The organism is Vibrio sp. 1641, assembly GCF_033339995.1.
Taxonomy (GTDB): Bacteria; Pseudomonadota; Gammaproteobacteria; order Enterobacterales; family Vibrionaceae; genus Vibrio; species Vibrio alginolyticus.
The window spans coordinates 663,042-683,519 of sequence record NZ_JAWOVP010000001.1 but is presented as its reverse complement, the minus strand read 5'-3'; the positions used below and the strand labels follow the sequence as shown (position 1 = coordinate 683,519).

Below are 20,478 nucleotides of genomic sequence, written 5' to 3'. Positions count from 1 at the left end.
CTTGGGTTTGGGCAGCAATGACACTGCCCTAGTCTAGGACTGGTTACATTGAGCTTTGATCGAAATCGTTGCCTTGGTCAGTACCTGTTTGAGTATCCGAGTCGAAGCTGCCAGAGTCATCCGTGAAGTCAACACCTTGATCTTGACCTCCTGCACTTGTCCAGTCGCTGCCGCCAGATTCCATACCCGCCATATCTGGTTGCTGATCTTGAGCAGAACCTTGCATGGTGTATTGATCATCGACTTCAACTTCAACTGTGCCACTCGCACCTTCTACTGCGCTGCCCAATTCGTCGTAACCTTGGAATTGGATTTCGCTCGTACCTTCGTAACCTTCAGGTAGGTCAACCGATACTGGTTGGTTCAGGTTGCCACTTAATGTGAAGCTGCCATCGCCATTATCCAGTGCGTTGCTTACCGATGCGCCATCAGGTAGACCGGACATTTCTGCATAATCCACCGATTCGTTACCGCTGACCTCATCTGGAACCGAGATAGAAATGGTATCGCCTGGTGCTGCAGTCACATCAGCTGCGCTCTCCTCTTCACTGTCTGCACCGTTTGCTGCTTGCTCTTCAGGCTGTTGCGCTTCGCCAACTTGCTGCTCTGCTGATGCTTGAGCAGTTTGGATTTGTGGCTCGTCGCTTTGCGCTGAATCGTCCGCAACTTGGATGCTCAGATTCTGAGTCGATACTTCACCATTGTCGTTGACCTGAACATCCATAGCCAAATTGCCATCGAAGTCATCGTTCGGCCAGTATGTCCACTCTTCATCACCTGATTTCGCAAAGAAACCAGCATCGTTTGCATCGGCGACATCCAACACTTCTGCTGAAGGGCTAATGCCAAGCTCTTCAATCAACTGCGCTTCCGTTAGTGTTAGTGAACCATCATCAGCCAGTGCGTAGCCTTCGCTGGTTGTGGTTTCACCTTCACCTTGGATGTCGACATTGAAGAAGCTCTCAATGCGGTTTTCACCGTCAGTTGCAATGAAGCCAACTTGAACATCTCCGGTGTAGCCTTCTGCTGGTGTGAATTGGTAGTTACCTTGGTTATCGGTCTCTATCACACCTTGACCTTCCATTAGGCTCACTGACTCAATGCTCAAGCTGTCGCCTTCTGCATCGCTCAAGGTCGATAGCATGTCATCATTGGTGAACGACAAGGTGCCATCCGCTGCCATTTCTGTGGTAGAAATGCTGTCGATTTCTGGTGAAGCATTCTCTTGTGGTGCGTCTTCTTTCACGACCACGCCTGTTTGCTCATCATGAAGCACACCGTCTTTATCAATCACGTAAGCGATATCCGCTTCACCCGTAAAGCCTGGTGCTGGATTGAATGTCCATGTGCCATCACCGTTATCGACAATCTCACCTTGGCTGCGGTCAGCTAGGTGAACGAATTTCACTTCATCACCCGCGTCAGCGTCTACGTTTTCTGCCAATCCGATTAGGTCATCAGCGGTTAGGATAACGGGTTCACCCGCTAGGGTTTCGAAGTCACCTGAATCGATGCCATCTTCGAACTCTTCTGGCTCGTCACCGTAATCCACCGTTGTTGCGGTCACGGTTACGAAGAACTCGCCATTAAAGTCAGCCGGAGGCGTCATTTGCAGGTCTGAGATATCCCACTCGTTCAAGTCGATGTATTGACCCGGTTCCGTGATGGTAATGGTGTTCACACCATCCGTAACTTCGAAGCCAACAGGGAAACCAGTCATCACTAGGTTACTTAGCGTTTCTGAATCGTCGATTAGACCGACATTCAAGCCTAGGTGACCCGTTTCGTCCTCACCGAAGACTAACGGACCATCATGGTCGGTTGTGATGACCGCGCCATCCGCAACCGGGCGAACAAACACTGGTACATCAAGAACCGTCTCAAACTCACCGTCACTTACCACAACTTGCAAGTCAGAAACCCCTGCAAAATCGCCAGTCGGTGTGAATGTCCAAGTACCGTCACCGTTGTCTGTTACCTCACCACCATCTTCACCTTCTGCGGTGATAATGCGTGATACGACTAGGTTTTCAGTATCGATATCGCCGAACAAGTTCATCAGGTCGCCAGCGTCGAAGGTGAATGCGCCATCCTCGTTGGTTGCCATAAAGGCATTACCCACATTGAATGGAGCATCGTTGACTGGGATAACATCCACATTCAACGAGCCTTCAACCACTTCTTCACCATCCGTCGCGGTGTAGCCCAGTTCCACCAAACCATTGAAGTCTTGAGTGGTCACCAAGTGGTACATACCATCTGGTTGCTGGGTTAATGTCGCATTTGCAGGAGCACGAACCGTGATGCTTTCTACGCTGATTTCGTCACCATCAAGATCCGTAACTTGATCAGCGATGTAAGCTGGGTCAATCACCATGACCACATCTTCTTCGCCCTGCATCTGGATGGTTGGTGCTTCTGGTGCATCGTTAACCGCTTCGATGTTTAGATTGCCTTCAACTGGCGTCACTAAATCACCATCGCTGACACCGAACGACATTGGCACATCACCATTGAAGTTCTCTGCCGGAGTGAATGACCAAGTGCCATCACCGTTGTCTAGCAAGTCACCGTATTGCTCATCAATCACTAGGTCGACAGCAGACAGTTCGTCGTAGGTGTTGTCGATGTCTGTTGCGTTAGCAAGCAACATGTCCTGCGTGATTAGAATGGTGGTATCTTCGGTGCCAGCAATATTCACTGGCGTTGATTGCGGCGCATCGTTAATTGGGTTCACCGTTAGGTCGACGCCCACTTCCACGCTCGCACCATCGTTATCAATCAAGTCGAAACTTAGGTCGATATCGCCATTGAAGTTCGCGTCAGGCGTAATCGTAAAGCTACCATCTTGGTTCTCAACAACGGTTGCATTGGCTACCGCGGTTAAGTTCACCGCTTCTAGATTATCGCTGTCGACGTCACCCGCTTGAGCCAGTAACTGCTCTTGACTCAATGTGATTGAACCGTCTTCATCGACGCTGTAAGCCAAATCGCCAGATACCGGAGCATCGTTGACTGGCAATACATCAATGTTCGCGTTGGTTGTCGCAGTTGCACCGTCTTCATCAGCCACTACTACGTCAAGACTTACGCCACCGTTGAAGTTTTCATTTGGCGCGAAGCTGTAAGTGCCATCGTCATTCGCCGTTAGAATACCGTCGCTACCACTGTAAGAGACGCTTTCTAGGCTCACGTCACCTTCCACATCGCTTGATTGCGCTAGCAGTTGCTCTTTCGTGAAGATAATGACTTCGTCTTCATTAACAGAGTAACTTGTCGCACCTGCGATTGGTGGATCGTTCACCTCAAGTACTGTGATACCCGCAGTGGTTGAGTCTGTCGCACCCTCTTCATCGACAACTACAACGTCTAGGCTGACCTCGCCATTGAAGTTCTCGTTTGGAGAGAAGGTGTACGTACCATCACCATTGTCTTGGAACACGCCATCTGCGCCGCTGTAGCTGACACTATCAATCGCGACTTCGCCTTCGACGTCAGATGAGTTAGCCAATAACTGCTCGTTACTGATGGTGATCGAATTGTCTTCATGCACCGTGTAAGACGTGCTGCCTGCAACCGGTGGATCGTTCTCTGGCGTCACGCTTACGTCGATATTTGCGGTCACGGTATCCGTGCCATCAGAAACATCGAAGGTAAAGTTCACATCACCATTGAAGTTCTCGTTTGGAGCAAAGCTGTAGGTACCATCACCGTTATCGGTTAGGACACCATCGGCACCAGTGTAATTGACACCTTCTACCGATAGGTCATCACCATCGATATCCGTTGCGCCATCAAGCAGATCCTGGTCAGTGAAGGTCAACACGCCATCTTCACCAATGGTGAACGCTTGATCTTCCGGCTGCGGCAAGTCATTAACTGGGTTAACCGTTAGGTCCGCCGTTGCAACGATAGTATCGCTGCCATCATTGATATCGAACGTGATATCAATGTCGCCATTGAAGTTCGCGTCAGGCGTGATAGTAAAGCTACCATCGTCATTAGCCGTAACCGTCGCATCACCGTCAACCACTAGGTTGGAAGCGGTTAGTGCATCACCTTCTACATCCGTTGCTTGTGCCAACAATTGTTCTTGGCTTAGCGTGATTGAGTTGTCTTCGTCGACACTGTAAGCCAAGTCACCCGATACTGGAGCATCATTGATTGGCAGAACATCAATGTTTGCCGTCGTCGAAGCGGTCGCACCATCTTCGTCCACGACTACAACATCAAGGTTCACTTCACCATTGAAGTTTTGGTTTGGTGCAAAGCTAAACGTACCATCACCATTGTCGGTAAAGATACCTTCGCTGCCACTGTAGCTCACGCTATCTAGTGCTACCTCACCTTCAATATCGGAAGAGTTTGCCAACAACTGTTCTGCACTGATGGTGATGACTTCATCTTCATCAATGGTGTAACTGGTTGTGCCTGCGATTGGTGGATCGTTCACCTCAAGAACGGTAATACCCGCTGTTGTTGTATCAACCGCGCCGTCCTCGTCAGCCACGACAACATCTAGGCTAACATCGCCTGTAAAGTTCTCGTTTGGTGAGAAGGTGTAAGTACCATCGCCATTAATTTCGAGCACACCGTCGTTACCGCTGTAGCTCACGCTGCTGATCGCAACATCACCCTCGATATCAGACGAATTAGCCAGTAGTTGCTCGTCACTGATGGTGATCGAGTTATCTTCATGCACTGTGTAAGACGTGCTGCCTGCCACCGGTGGATCGTTCTCTGGCGTCACACTCACATCGATATTCGCGGTCACGGTATCCGTGCCATCGGAAACATCGAAGGTAAAGTTTACGTCGCCATTGAAGTTTTCGTTTGGAGCGAAGCTATACGTACCATCGCCATTGTCAGTTAGGACACCGTCCGCGCCAGTGTATGTGACACCTTCTACCGATAGGTCATCGCCATCGATATCGGTTGCACCATCAAGCAGGTCTTGATCAGTGAAGGTCAACACGCCATCTTCACCAATGGTGAACGCTTGATCTTCCGGCTGCGGTAAGTCATTAACTGGGTTAACCGTTAGGTCAGCCGTTGCAACGATAGTATCGGTGCCATCGTTGATATCGAACGTGATATCAATGTCGCCATTGAAGTTCGCGTCAGGCGTAATGGTAAAGCTGCCATCGTCATTAGCCGTAACCGTTGCATCACCGTCAACCACTAGGTTAGATGCAGTTAGTGCATCACCTTCTACATCCGTTGCTTGTGCCAACAATTGTTCTTGGCTTAGCGTGATTGAGTTGTCTTCATCGACACTGTAAGCCAAGTCACCCGATACTGGAGCATCATTGATTGGCAGAACATCAATGTTTGCCGTCGTCGAAGCGGTCGCACCATCTTCGTCCACGACTACAACATCAAGGTTCACTTCACCATTGAAGTTTTGGTTTGGTGCAAAGCTAAACGTACCATCACCATTGTCGGTAAAGATACCTTCGCTGCCACTGTAGCTCACGCTATCTAGTGCTACCTCACCTTCAATATCGGAAGAGTTTGCCAACAACTGTTCTGCACTGATGGTGATGACTTCATCTTCATCAATGGTGTAACTGGTTGTGCCTGCGATTGGTGGATCGTTCACCTCAAGAACGGTAATACCCGCTGTTGTTGTATCAACCGCGCCGTCCTCGTCAGCCACGACAACATCTAGGCTAACATCGCCTGTAAAGTTCTCGTTTGGTGAGAAGGTGTAAGTACCATCGCCATTAATTTCGAGCACACCGTCGTTACCGCTGTAGCTCACGCTGCTGATCGCAACATCACCCTCGATATCAGACGAATTAGCCAGTAGTTGCTCGTCACTGATGGTGATCGAGTTGTCTTCATGTACAGTGTAAGACGTGCTGCCCGCAACTGGTGGATCGTTCTCTGGCGTAACTGTTACATCAATGTTGGCAGAGGTTGTATCCGTACCGTCTGATACATCAAACGTGAAGTTCACATCGCCATTGAAGTTCTCGTTCGGCGCGAAGCTGTACGTACCATCACCATTGTCAGTTAGGACACCGTCTGCACCTGTGTAAGTCACGCCTTCAACGGTTAGGCTGTCACCTTCTACATCCGTCGCGCCTGTTAATAGGTCTGCATCTGTGAAGGTAAGAATACCATCCTCACCCACGGTGAACGCTTGATCTTGTGGCTCTGGAGCATCATTGACTGGTGTTACTGTTAAGTCGAGACCAGCCGCAACCACTTCTTCACCATCCGTGACATCGTAACTAAACTCGATATCACCGTAGAAGTTCTCGCTTGGAGTAATGGTGAAGCTGCCATCCTCGTTCATTTCAACCGTCGCATTTTCATCATTGGTGCTTAGGTTGATTGCACTTAAGTCATCGCCATCGATATCAACAGCGTGCTCCAGTAACTGTTCTTGAGTCAGCGTGATGCTGTTGTCTTCGGCGGTGACTGCCGTGATATCGCCCGTCACTTCTGGTGCGTCATTGGTTGGCGAGATATGAATCGTCACATCTTGCGTTGCTGTTGCCGTGGTTCCGGTATCCACATCTGTAGAGGTTGCATTCACGGTTAGCGTCACATCGCCGTTGAAGTCCGCAGAAGGGATAAACTCTAGTCCTTCTAGCTCGCCTGGTTGTAGTGACCAAGTGCCGTCGCCATTATCAACACCCGCTGATAATGCGCTGCCTTCTGGCACATCTTCAATCAAGATAGCGAGGTTTTCTGAGCCATCGGTATCGGTCAATGCTGCATCGATATCAAGCGGCACAGGTGTATCTTCGGTACCAATGATTTGGTAATCCGCATCCGCTACCGTGATTTCGATGTTGTCGATACCGAACGATTCATCCCAAACGTCTTGATTCAAGGTTGAGCCGAAGCCCAGTTGCAATTCACCATCCTCGACAGGAACCGTTAGGTTGATTTGGTGAGCTTGGTCATTCCAACCACTGAAGCCTTCACGTTGAGAGGCTCCGTGGATCACTTCACCCACTTCGTTACCATCTGAGTCGTAAAGCGTTGTCGTACCATCTTGAGTGCGGAACGCGGAGTTCTCTAAGGTCGTTAGCTGTTCACCGCCGACAAAGATTTGGAACGACTCGCCATCCCAAGAATCGATTTCGTAGAAGCTAAACGAGATATTCACTTCGTTGACATCGCTTGGAATATCGTAGGTTTTGCTGACCGCTTCATCACCGCCAGTGCCACCAATACGACCCAGCATGTCGCCTGTTTCGAAACCTTGTGAACTTTCAGTATTCGCGTTCCAACCGTTCGAGCCAGACTCGAAATTATCAGAGGCAATCACCAAGTCTGAAGCAATCGAAAGCTCTGGCATATCAACCACAGATTGAACATCAATGTTCGCTTCTGCTGGCACGGTTGCAGTGCCATCGTTGACATCAAACGTTACGTTCACGTTGCCATCGAAGTTTTCGTTTGGCGCGAAGGTGTACGTGCCGTCACCGTTATCGACTAAAGTACCGCTGTCAGAAGCAACGTTTTCAACCGTTAGGTTATCACCATCGATATCACCTGCATTTTGCAGCAGTTGCTCTTCGGTGAAGGTGAAGCTGGTGTCTTCTTGCGTAACAAACTGTGGCTGACCAACCGTTGGCAAGTCATTCACTGGGTTCACAGTCAGATCGGCAGTGGCTTGAATGGTTGCATCACCGTCCGTAATGTCGAAGCTCAAGTCAATGTCGCCATTGAAGTCCGCATCTGGTGTGATAGTGAAGCTACCATCGTCATTCGCAACAACGGTCGCATTACCGTCAACAGTCAGGTTGGATGCGGTTAGATCATCACCATCCACATCGCCCGCTTGTGCAAGAAGCTGCTCTTGACTGAGAGTGATAGAACCATCTTCATCCACGCTGTAAGCCAAATCACCTGATACCGGTGCATCATTGATTGGCAATACATCGATGCTTGCATTGGTTGCTACCGTTGCACCATCTTCATCAGTCACAACCACATCAAGGCTGACATCACCGTTGAAGTTTTCGTTTGGTGCGAAGCTGAATGTGCCATCGCCGTTGTCAGTAAAGATACCGTCGGAGCCGCTGTAGCTGACGCTATCAATCGCGACGTCACCTTCAACGTCAGAAGCATTCGCCAATAGCTGCTCAGAGCTGATGGTGATGACTTCGTCTTCGTTGACTGAGTAGCTAGTTGCACCGGCAATTGGTGGATCGTTCACCTCAAGAACAGTAATGCCAGCGGTGGTTGAGTCCGTCGCACCGTCTTCGTCTACCACAACAACATCTAGGCTGACTTCACCATTGAAGTTCTCGTTTGGCGAGAAGGTGTATGTACCATCACCATTGTCTTGGAACACGCCATCTGCGCCGCTGTAGCTCACGCTGTCGATTGCTACTTCGCCTTCGACGTCAGATGAGTTAGCCAATAACTGCTCGTTACTGATGGTGATCGAATTGTCTTCATGCACCGTGTAAGACGTGCTGCCTGCAACCGGAGGATCGTTCTCTGGCGTTACGCTTACGTCGATATTCGCCGTCACGGTATCCGTGCCATCGGAAACATCGAAGGTAAAGTTCACGTCGCCATTGAAGTTTTCGTTTGGCGCGAAGCTGTAAGTGCCGTCACCGTTGTCGGTTAGGACACCATCTGCGCCAGTGTAAGACACACCTTCAACCGATAGGTCATCGCCATCGATATCCGTTGCGCCATCAAGCAGATCTTCATCAGTGAACAACAAGACGCCATCTTCACCAATGGTAAACGCTTGATCTTCTGGCTGTGGTAGGTCGTTAACTGGATTAACCGTTAGGTCAGCCGTTGCAACAATAGTGTCGCTGCCATCGTTGATGTCGAACGTGATATCAATATCACCATTGAAGTTCGCATCTGGCGTAATGGTAAAGCTACCATCATCGTTTGCCGTAACCGTTGCATCACCGTCAACAACTAGGTTAGATGCGGTTAGCGCGTCGCCTTCTACATCCGATGCTTGGGCAAGAAGCTGCTCTTGGCTTAGCGTAATTGAATTGTCTTCATCGACACTGTAAGCCAAGTTGCCCGATACTGGCGCATCGTTGATTGGCAAGACATCGATGTTTGCGTTAGTTGCCGCAGTTGCACCGTCTTCATCAACAACCACAACATCTAGGCTCACATCGCCATCGAAGTTGGCGTTTGGTGCGAAGCTGAATGTACCGTCACCGTTATCGGTAAAGATACCGTCGGAGCCGCTGTAGCTGACGCTATCAATCGCAACTTCACCTTCAACATCAGAAGCGTTCGCCAATAGCTGTTCAGAGCTAATGGTGATGACTTCGTCTTCGTTCACTGAGTAGTTAGTCGCACCTGCGATTGGTGGATCGTTCACCTCAAGAACAGTAATACCTGCGGTAGTTGAATCCGTCGCACCGTCTTCATCGACCACGACAACATCTAGGCTCACTTCGCCATTGAAGTTCTCGTTTGGCGAGAAGGTGTACGTACCGTCACCATTGTCTTGGAACACACCATCTGTGCCGCTGTAGCTAACGCTATCAATCGATACATCACCTTCAATATCCGATGAGTTCGCTAGTAGCTGTTCATCACTGATGGTGATCGAGTTATCTTCATGCACCGTGTAAGACGTGCTGCCTGCCACTGGTGGATCGTTCTCTGGCGTCACGCTTACATCGATATTTGCGGTCACGGTATCCGTGCCATCGGAAACATCGAAGGTAAAGTTCACGTCGCCATTGAAGTTTTCGTTTGGCGCGAAGCTATAGGTACCATCTCCATTGTCAGTTAGGACACCATCTGCGCCTGTGTAAGTGACACCTTCTACCGATAGGTCATCGCCATCGATGTCCGTTGCACCATCCAGCAGGTCTTGATCAGTGAAGGTCAACACACCATCTTCACCAATGGTGAACGCTTGATCTTCTGGCTGCGGCAAGTCATTAACTGGGTTAACCGTTAGGTCCGCCGTTGCAACAATAGTGTCGCTGCCATCATTGATGTCGAACGTGATATCAATGTCGCCATTGAAGTTCGCATCTGGCGTGATAGTGAAGCTACCATCGTCGTTTGCCGTAACCGTTGCATCACCGTCAACCACTAGGTTAGACGCAGTCAGCGCATCACCTTCTACATCCGATGCTTGAGCAAGTAGCTGCTCTTGGCTTAGCGTAATTGAATTGTCTTCATCAACGCTGTACGCCAAGTTACCAGATACAGGTGCATCATTGATTGGTAAGACATCGACTGTGATGTAAGTATCAACCTCTGCGCCATCTTCATCGCGAATGGTCACATCCAACTGTACTTGACCGTTGAAGTTTTCATTCGGTGCAAAGCTACAAGTACCATCACCGTTTACTGAGAAGATGCCATCTGGACCGTCGTAGCTGATGCCTACTAGCTCAACATCCCCTTCAACATCCGAAGCGTTCAGTAGCACTTGCGATTCACTGAAGGTTAGAATTTGGTCTTCATCGATAGTGTATGCGGTAGGACCTGCGATTGGTGGGTCATTTACCTCAATCACAGTAATGCCTGCAGTGGTCGAGTCCGTTGCACCATCTTCATCGACAACGACAACATCTAGGCTCACCTCGCCGCTGAAATTTTCGTTTGGTGAGAAGGTGTACGTACCATCACCGTTGATTTCCAGCACGCCATCGTTACCGCTGTAGCTCACGCTATCAATCGCCACTTCGCCTTCTATATCAGACGAGTTAGCCAACAGCTGTTCGTTACTAATGGTAATCGAATTGTCTTCATGAACGGTGTAAGCCGTGCTGCCTGCAACCGGTGGATCGTTCTCCGGCGTCACGCTTACGTCGATATTCGCCGTCACGGTATCCGTGCCATCGGAAACATCGAAAGTGAAGTTCACGTCGCCATTAAAGTTCTCGTTTGGTGCGAAGCTATATGTGCCATCACCATTGTCAGTAAGAACACCGTCCGCGCCTGTGTAAGTGACGCCCTCAACAGATAAGTCATCCCCTTCAATATCGGTAGCGCCTGTTAGGAGATCCGCATCAGTAAAGGTCAGCACACCATCTTCACCAATGGTGAACGCTTGATCTTGTGGTTCAGGCGCATCGTTAACTGGTGACACCAATAACTCAAGGTTGGTTGAGACAACATCATCGCCGTCAGACACATCGAACGTAAAGGTGATGTCACCATTAAAGTCCGCATCTGGCGTTAAGGTGTAAGTACCGTCACCATTGTCTGTGATGGTGATGTTTTCATCATCCGTTGCCAAGTTCAGTGCTGTCAGTTGGTCTCCATCCAAGTCACGCGCATTAGCGAGCAAATCTTCTTGCGTGATTAGGATTGAACCATCTTCTTCAACCACAGCAGAAACAGGCAATGCTTCAGGCGTATGTTCAATGTGAGCACCCGTTGCATTGACGTAGATGGTTTGAGAAACGGTTTCAGAATCATTATTTGATAGCTCTGTCGCCGTTGCCGTTACATTGATTTCTAGCTGTTGGTTAAAGTCTTCTGGCAATTGAATCTGTAGCTCTTGTTCAATTGCTGTGGTTGGAAGCGTTACAGAACCATCTGGACCGACTGTTACTTCACCGCTGTAGATCTGGCTGTTCACTTCACCTACATCAATGGTGAAGTTGAAGTCACTATAATCGGCATCGCCGCCACCGTAGAGATCTTCAAAGCCGTAAACCAGTTCACCGTCTTCGTTCACAGTAGTTCGAGTATGTTCAATGCCATCTTGGTTGAGCTCTGAGCTTGTGCCGCCATGGAAGACTGCATCACCAAATTGGCTTTGAATCACGGTTTCAGAACCATCAGCACCCACAAACACGAGTTGTGGGTCGACCGTATCCATGTTCGCAGGAGAGCCATCTGCCGCACGGAACTCATACTGACCATCTTGCATGGACGCAAAGTCATTGAAGTTATGACCGTTAGGAATCAAGAATAGGTTGAAGCTTTCCCCTTCCGAGATTTGGAAGCTGAACTGATCTTGTCCCGGAATGAGGTCACCGCCTCCGCCAACTTGAGAGGCGTTTTCGTACACCACTTCAACGCCCGTGATATTGCCGTCTTCATCAACTTTGTAATAGCCAGCTGCGTTTTGGTAACCCGCGGTTTCACCTTCAAAGGTAACCGTGATTTCAGTATCGTTAAAACTGGTGATACCGTTGTCTTGATCGTTAAGTACCCCTTCGTTGTCGTAGCTGATCACCGAACCTTCTGGAACGCCATCAACGGTCACAGTCAGCGTTTCTGACAAGTCTTGGTCAACCAATGCTGCGGCGATGTTCACTTCAACAATACCGCCTGGCTCAACCAAGATCGCTTGGTCATCCACGTTTCGACCGTCGCCATCAGTGATGACTAGGTCTGGCGCATCTGCCACGGCTTCGATATGGACATTAATGTCTTGCTCAACTTCATCCGTACCGTCAGAAACCGTAAAGCTGAACTGCAAGTCACCACTGAAGTGCTCTTCTGGTACGAAGCTAAATGTACCGTCACCGTTGTCCGTTACAGTACCTTCATCACCCGAGTAGTTAATGCTGGTAACGGTGAGGTCATCACCATCAATATCAATCGCGCCACTTAGCAGATCTTCTTGCGTGAACAGGATGCTGCCATCCTCTTCAATTTGGTACATGCCAGGCGCAACAATTGGAATGTCATTGACTGGATTCACCGTCAATGTCATTTCATTAGCAACACTTAGTTCACCGTCACTCACTTCATAAGTGAATGCAATGTCACCATTGAAGTTTTCCGACGGTGTCACCGTGAAGGTGCCGTCGCCGTTATCCACGATAGAGGCATTCGGATCATTGGTTTCTAGTGCCGTTGCGTATAGGTCATCACCATCTTGATCGCTGGCATTTTCAAGCAGCATTTCTTGTGTCACGAGGATAGAGCCATCCTCGTCCACGTCTGCCACGATTGGCGCTGCTTCTGGTGCGTCGTTGACGAACTCAACTTTCAAGTCGATGTTTGCCGCCACCACATCGGTGCCATCACTCACATCAAACGTGAGGTCAACATTACCAAAGAAGCCCTGCTCTGGCGTTAACGTGTAGGTGCCATCGCCATTGTCTGTCACTTGAACCGTATCGCTTGAGCTCGTCACGTTCACAACAGATAAGTCATCGCCTTCGATGTCCGTCGCTTGAGCCAGCAGCTCTGCTTCAGTAATCGTGATGGCTTCACCGTCTTCTGTGGTGAAGGACAAATCAGGTACATCTGGCAGGTCGTTCACTGGGTTAACAGTGAGGTTTAGATCCGCGGCGACGGTTTCGATCGCGTCAGTTACGTCATAAGTAAATTCGATTTCACCAAAGAAGTTTTCACTCGGCGTAATCGTGAAGCTACCATCAGCGTTCTCAACGATGGTTGCATTAGGATCGTTGGTCGACAGGTTCACCGCTTCAAGGTTGTCACCATCCACGTCCGTCGCGTTCGCTAACAAGTCTTCTTGAGTGATGGTAATTGAGCCATCTTCATCGACGACCGCATCAACCGGACCGCTGACCTCTGGACCTTCGTTGACGATCTCAACATCGATCTTCGCAGTGCTTGGTGCACTTGCTTGACCATCGCTGATGTCGAAGGTCAGGTTCACTTCACCATAGAAGTTCGAAGTTGGTTCGAAGGTAAAGGTGTTGTCGCCGTTATCTGTCAACGTACCTTGTGACTGGTCAACAAGCAGCAGATTCTCGATATGCAGAATGTCGCCATCCACATCAGTCGCACCTGATAACAGGTCTTTTGCTTCGATGATGATGGTGCCGTTTTCTAGCATTTGAGTATGCAGCGGTGCACCAGGAACTGGCACATCGTTGACAGGAATAACGGTCAGATCTAGATGGGTATCGACTTCATCGGTGCCATCGAAGACTTTGTAGTCGATGTCGACTTCACCATTGAAGTTTTCATTCGGCATAAAGGTGTAAGTGCCGTCGCCATTGTCGACAAGCTCACCGTTATCACCGCTGTAAGAGATATCAGAGATAGACAGCGCATCGCCTTCCACGTCACTTGCATTCGCAAGCAGGTCGTCCGCGCTAAACGTAATGCCCACATCCTCATCAGTCGACAATACAATCGGACCAGAAACAATTGGCGCATCGTTTACTGCTTCGAAGTTGATGTTGATGATGTTGTCGTCAGTGAGTCCACCATCTGTAACTTGGTAACCAAGCTCAATCTCACCGTAGAAGTTCTCATCTGGTGTGACTGTCCATGTACCATCGCCGTTGTCGGTTAACGTAGCGTGCTCCGCGTTATCCCCCACCAGCTCAAGGTTTTGAATATCAAGAACATCGCTATCGATATCACTCGCTTGTGCGAGAAGCTGCTCTTCTGTGATTACCACAGAGGCAAACTGCGTAGAACCTTCGGTATCGATAGTCACATTTGGCAGGTCAGCGGTCAGTTCGATTTCACTGTCACCTTCACGGATATTCAGTTCTACCGTTTCAGTGATTTCCGTGCCGTCCACGCCAATAGATGTGAACACCGCTTCATCATGACAAGTTTGCGAAACCGTCATGTTTTGAACCACGTAAGTACCGTTACCTTGAATCGTACCTAGCTCAAAGTAAGATACAGGCTCGTTCACCGTTAGGGTGTAATCCGTCTCATAGCTACCACGATCTTCTTTGTGGTAAGTCATCGAGTCGATCAAGTCACCATCGGAGTTGAATGCGCGAATTTCGACTTCCGTAAAGTGGCGAGACTCCTCCATAAACCAGCCGCCTAGACCATCTAGGTGGAAGCTGATTTCGTTGATGTCTTGACCTTCAACGGTCACAGTTAGTTTTTCATCACCGCTCAAGCCTTGGCGGTCAGTATCGCCAATACCGTGACCGATGTGTGTTTTACCATTCCACGCACCGAGTGGGTCATCATTACTTTGAACGGTAACTTTCAAATCGCCATCGACAAACTCACGTGTGTAAGGGTCAACAGCAGTACCCCAATCATCAAGGCTGGCGTTGTCGTCAAAGGTACCAATTTGACTCGTATGCGTACCGTTCGCCAATGCATCATCATTTGGAATGAAGCGCACTTCCGTGTCTGCAGGCACCTCCTGCCCGACTTCTAGCTGTACCCATTCGTCATTTAGATTTGCTTCAATGATGCCGTTTTCAGGGGCTTGGTCGAGACGTAACGCAGGCTCTTCACGCAGAGAAACACCCACTGTTTGGTCTTCTTCTGCTTGAATAAAGATCTCGTCGCCCGCTTCTGGCGCATCGTTGACAGGATTAACGGTCAGATCCAACGTGGTCAGAACATCATTTTCGCCATCGCTGATGTTGTAAGTGAAGTCCAACTCACCGTTAAAGTTTTCCGTATGCGTAATGGTGAAAGAACCATCATCGTTGGCTACGATCGTCGCATCTGGGTCATTGGTTTGTAGATTGCTGGCAACAAGGTCATCACCTTCAATGTCTGTCGCATTCGCAAGCAACTGTTCTTGCGTGATGGTGATGGCATTATCTTCATCTACTTCAGCTTGAATGCCTGATGTTTCAGGTGCGTCGTTCACCGCGATAACATCGATGCCTGCGGTTGTCGTATCCGTTGCACCATCTTGGTCGATGACCGTAACGTCGAGCGAAATATTACCGTCAAAGTTCTCATTTGGCGTAAAGGTATATGTGCCATCGCCGTTGTCCACGAAGCTACCGTCGTTACCAGAGTAGCTAACATTCGCCAAGGCTACATCGCCTTCCACATCAGAAGAGTTGGCTAACAACTGCTCGTCACTAATGGTGATTTGACCGTCTTCTTGAACCGTGTAAGACGTAGAACCTGCCACCGGCGGATCGTTCACTGGAGTCACGCTGACATCAATGAATGCAGGTGTTGAACCTGTGCCGTCAGACACATCGAATGTGAACTGAACATCACCGTTGAAGTTTTCATTCGGCGCGAAGCTGTAAGTGCCATCGCCATTGTCGGTAAGCACACCATCCGCACCTGTGTAGAGAACGTTTTCGATAGACAGATCATCGCCATCAATATCCGATGCGCCTTCCAATAGGTCTGCATCCGTGAACAGCAAGGTGCCATCTTCTTCTACCGTGAACTGTTGATCTTGCCCTTGTGGCAAGTCATTCACAGGATTAACCGTAATATCCAGACCAACTTGTACCGAGCCACCATCGTTATCAATGATATCGAAGGTCAGATCTAGGTCGCCGTTGTAGTTTTCATCCGGTGTGATGGTGTAACTGCCATCATCGTTGTATTGAATTGTCGCGTTGTCATCTGTCGATAGATTGATGGCTTCAAGGTTCTCGCTATCAATATCGCCCGCTTTGGCAAGCAACTGCTCTTGGCTTAACGTAATTGAGCTGTCTTCGTTGATGGTGTAAGCCAAATCGCCCGATACTGGTGGATCGTTGATTGGCAATACATCGACATTGATGTGCGTATCAACGGTTGCCCCATTCTCATCTTGAATGGTCACATCCAACTGAACTTGACCATTGAAGTTCTCGTTTGGCGCAAAACTACAAGTACCATCGCCATTGACGGTAAAGATACCATCCGAGCCTTCATAGCTGATGCCAACAAGCTCTACATCACCCTCGATATCAGATGCGTTGGCAAGAATTTGTGACTCACTAAATGTCAGTACTGAATCTTCATCAATCGTGTAAGACGTTGGACCGGCAACTGGAGGATCATTCACTTCAATGACCGTAATGCCTGCGGTCGTTTCGTCAATCGCACCTTGCTCATCCGCCACAATCACATCAAGGCTGATATCACCGCTGAAGTTCTCATTTGGCATGAAGGTGTAAGTGCCGTCACCGTTGTCTTGGAATACGCCATCGGTGCCTGAATAGGTCACGCTATCGATGGACACTGCGCCTTCCACATCCGAAGAGTTAGCCAGAAGCTGCTCGTCGGAAATGGTAATCGCATTATCTTCATCAACCGTGTAAGACGTTGAACCCGCAACCGGAGGATCGTTCACTGGAGTGACGCTCACATCCACATTGGCAGGTACGGTCTCAGTGCCGTCAGAAACACCAAAGCTAAAGCTGACATCGCCGTTGAAGTTTTCATTTGGTGCAAAGGTGTAAGTACCATCACCGTGGTCAGTCAGCACACCATCGCTGCCTGTGTAGCTAATGCCATCAACCGTTAAGTTATCGCCATCGATGTCGGTCGCGCCAGCAAGCAAGTCTGCATCGGTAAACTGAAGCGTGCCATCTTCTTCAACACTGAACTGCTGGTCTTGAGGAACAGGAAGATCGTTAACTGGATTAACCGTTAGATCCGCCGTTGCTTGGATTGTGTCTGTGCCATCTGTAATGTTGAATTGGATATCAATGTCACCATTAAAGTCCGCATCTGGCGTAATCGTGAAGCTGCCATCATCGTTCGCTGTGACGGTTGCGTTTCCATCGACAGTCAAATCGCTAGCAGTCAGGTCATCGCCCTCAATATCAGACGCTTGAGAAAGAAGCTGCTCTTGGCTGAGTGTAATCGCACCGTCTTCATCAACGCTATAAGCCAAATCACCCGATACTGGCGCATCATTGATTGGCAATACATTCACATTGATGACGGTATCAACTTCAGCTCCATCTTCATCTCGAATGGTCACATCAAGTTGAACTTGTCCGTTAAAGTTCTCGTTTGGCGCGAAGCTGCACGTGCCATCATCGTTAACGGTGAAAATGCCATCCGGACCATCGTAACTAATGCCAACAAGCTCTACATCGCCTTCCACATCAGAGGCATTCAACAGCACTTGCGACTCACTGAAGGTCAGAACAGAATCTTCATCAATGGTGTAAGAAGTTGGTCCTGCGACTGGTGGATCGTTCACTTCCAGTACTGTAATGCCAGCAGTGGTGACATCCGTTGCGCCTTCTTCATCAGCGACGACAACATCAAGCGTCACTTCACCATTAAAGTTTTCATTTGGAGAGAAGGTGTACGTACCGTCACCATTGATTTGCAACACACCATCGCTGCCAGAGTAGCTCACGCTATCAATCGAGACATCCCCTTCTAAATCCGAAGAGTTTGCCAACAGCTGCGCGTCAGAAATGGTAATAGAGTTGTCTTCGTGAACCGTGTAAGACGTTGAGCCTGCCACCGGAGGATCATTCACCGGCGTAACGCTCACATCCACATTCGCTGAAACCATATCTGTGCCATCAGATACGTCGAAGCTGAAGTTTACATCACCATTGAAGTTCTCATTTGGCGCAAAGCTATATGTGCCATCGCCATTGTCAGTTAGAACGCCGTCGGTTCCTTCGTAGCTGATTCCGGTTACAGAAAGGTCATCGCCTTCAATGTCGGTCGCACCAGCAAGCAGATCCGCATCAGTAAATTGCAGCGTGCCGTCCTCTTCCACACTGAATTGTTGGTCTTGAGGAACCGGCAGATCGTTGATTGGGTTAACGGTTAGGTCAGCAGTTGCTTGAACGGTATTCGTGCCATCTGAAATATCGAAGCTGATGTCGATATCACCATTAAAATCTGCGTCCGGCGTGATGGTGAAGCTACCATCGTCGTTTTGAGTCACCGTCGCATTGCCATCTACCGAAAGATTAGATGCCGTCAGTGCGTCGCCTTCCACATCGGAAGCTTGCGACAACAACTGCTCTTGGCTCAAACGAATCGAGCCATCTTCGTCCACCGAGTAAGCAAGATTGCCAGACACTGGCGCATCATCGACTGGTGTGACGCTTACATCAATGTTGGCAGAAACCGTATCTGTGCCATCGGATACATCAAAGCTGAAGTTCACATCACCATTGAAATTTTCATTTGGCGCAAAAGTGTAAGTCCCATTGCCGTTGTCGGTCAGGATGCCATCGCTACCGTCGTAGCTCACACCTTCAACTGTTAGGTTATCGCCTTCAATATCCGTTGCACCACTGAGCAGGTCTGCGTCCGTAAAGATCAGCGTGCCATCTTCTTCCACGCTGAACTGCTGGTCTTGAGGAACAGGCAAATCGTTGATTGGATTAACCGTTAGATCAGCGGTTGCTTGAACGGTGTTCGTGCCATCGGAAATATCGAAGCTGATGTCGATATCACCGTTGAAATCTGCGTCCGGCGTGATAGTGAAGCTACCATCGTCGTTTTGAGTCACCGTCGCGTTGCCATCTACCGAAAGATTAGATGCCGTCAGTGCATCGCCTTCCACATCGGAAGCTTGCGACAACAACTGCTCTTGGCTCAAACGAATCGAGCCATCTTCATCCACCGAGTAAGCAAGATTGCCAGATACTGGTGCATCATCGACAGGCGTAACACTGACATCAATGTTGGCAGAAACCGTATCTGTGCCGTCGGACACATCAAAGCTGAAGTTCACATCGCCGTTGAAGTTTTCATTTGGCGCAAAAGTGTATGTCCCATTGCCGTTGTCAGTCAGGATGCCGTCGCCACCATCGTAGCTCACACCTTCAACGGTTAGGTTGTCACCTTCAATATCCGTTGCGCCAGCAAGCAGGTCAGCATCGGTGAAGATCAGAGTTCCGTCCTCTTCCACCTCAAAGGTTTTATCTTCAGGCACTGGTGCGTCATTGATTGGACGAACGGTTAAATCGATAGAACTTGAAACGGTTTCTTGACCATCACTGATATCAAACGTTAAACCGAGTTCACCATTAAAATCAGTATCAGGTGTGACGGTATAAGTGCCATCACCATTATCCACAACCGATGCATTAGCACCCACTTGCACGTTGAATGCGGCAAGATCATCGCCATCAACATCACTCGCGTATCCGAGAAGTTGTTCTTGAGTGAAGGTAATAGTGCCATCTTCATCCATGATGTATGCCAGATCTTGCCCTACTTCTGGCGCGTCATTTTCACCTTCGACTTTAATCTGGAACGTTTCGCTCGTAGTTTCGGAGTCGAAATCGTCTTCTACTTGCGTCGTAGTTTCTTCGCTGGTGTCTTGTACATCCACCGCGAAGCTCTCTTCAGTGGTTTCTGAATCTAGCTCGTCACCACCTTGAGAACCTTCAGAGTCTGAAGAAGCACTTGGCGCAGATGAAGTTTGTACCGCTTGTCCTTGCGCTTCATTGCCTTCTGCGTCCGAACCACCTTCAGAGCCAGAGGCATCACCACCACCGACCGCTTGGGCACCCGCCCCAGAATCCGAACCACCGCTGCCCAGAGCCTCGTCACCTGATTCTCCGCTAGAAGCTACACTATCAACAACATTGGATTGTGCAGCGTCAGAGTCGCTGCTACTTTCAGTATCCTCTTCTTGAACTGCGCCACCCGAGCTCACTGCTTCTTCTTCCGTACCCGCGCCACTAGGATTTTCTTCCATCGCACGATTGGCTTCATCAACAGCATCTGCACTTTCAGCACCAGTCGCTACAGTCGAAGAGACGGTCGACTGCTGTTTTTCTTCTTTTGTCCCCGTATCCTTCGTTTCTGTTTGCTCTACCGCATCGTTAAGCTTTTCATTGTCTTTTTCTTGATTAGTGTCGCCTGCCATTACAGCCTCCGTTGCTTTTTAGCTAACTGATCGTA

The 20,478-nt window shown here is 49.2% G+C and carries 1 protein-coding gene; it reads right to left on the bottom strand.

Annotated elements, in window-relative coordinates; translation table 11 throughout:
• Positions 1-43 precede the first annotated feature (43 nt).
• Entirely contained in the window at positions 44-20,443 is a 20,400-nt protein-coding gene (locus R7Z47_RS03005) for a tandem-95 repeat protein (protein ID WP_318129815.1), read from the bottom strand.
• Positions 20,444-20,478: the final 35 nt, after the last annotated feature.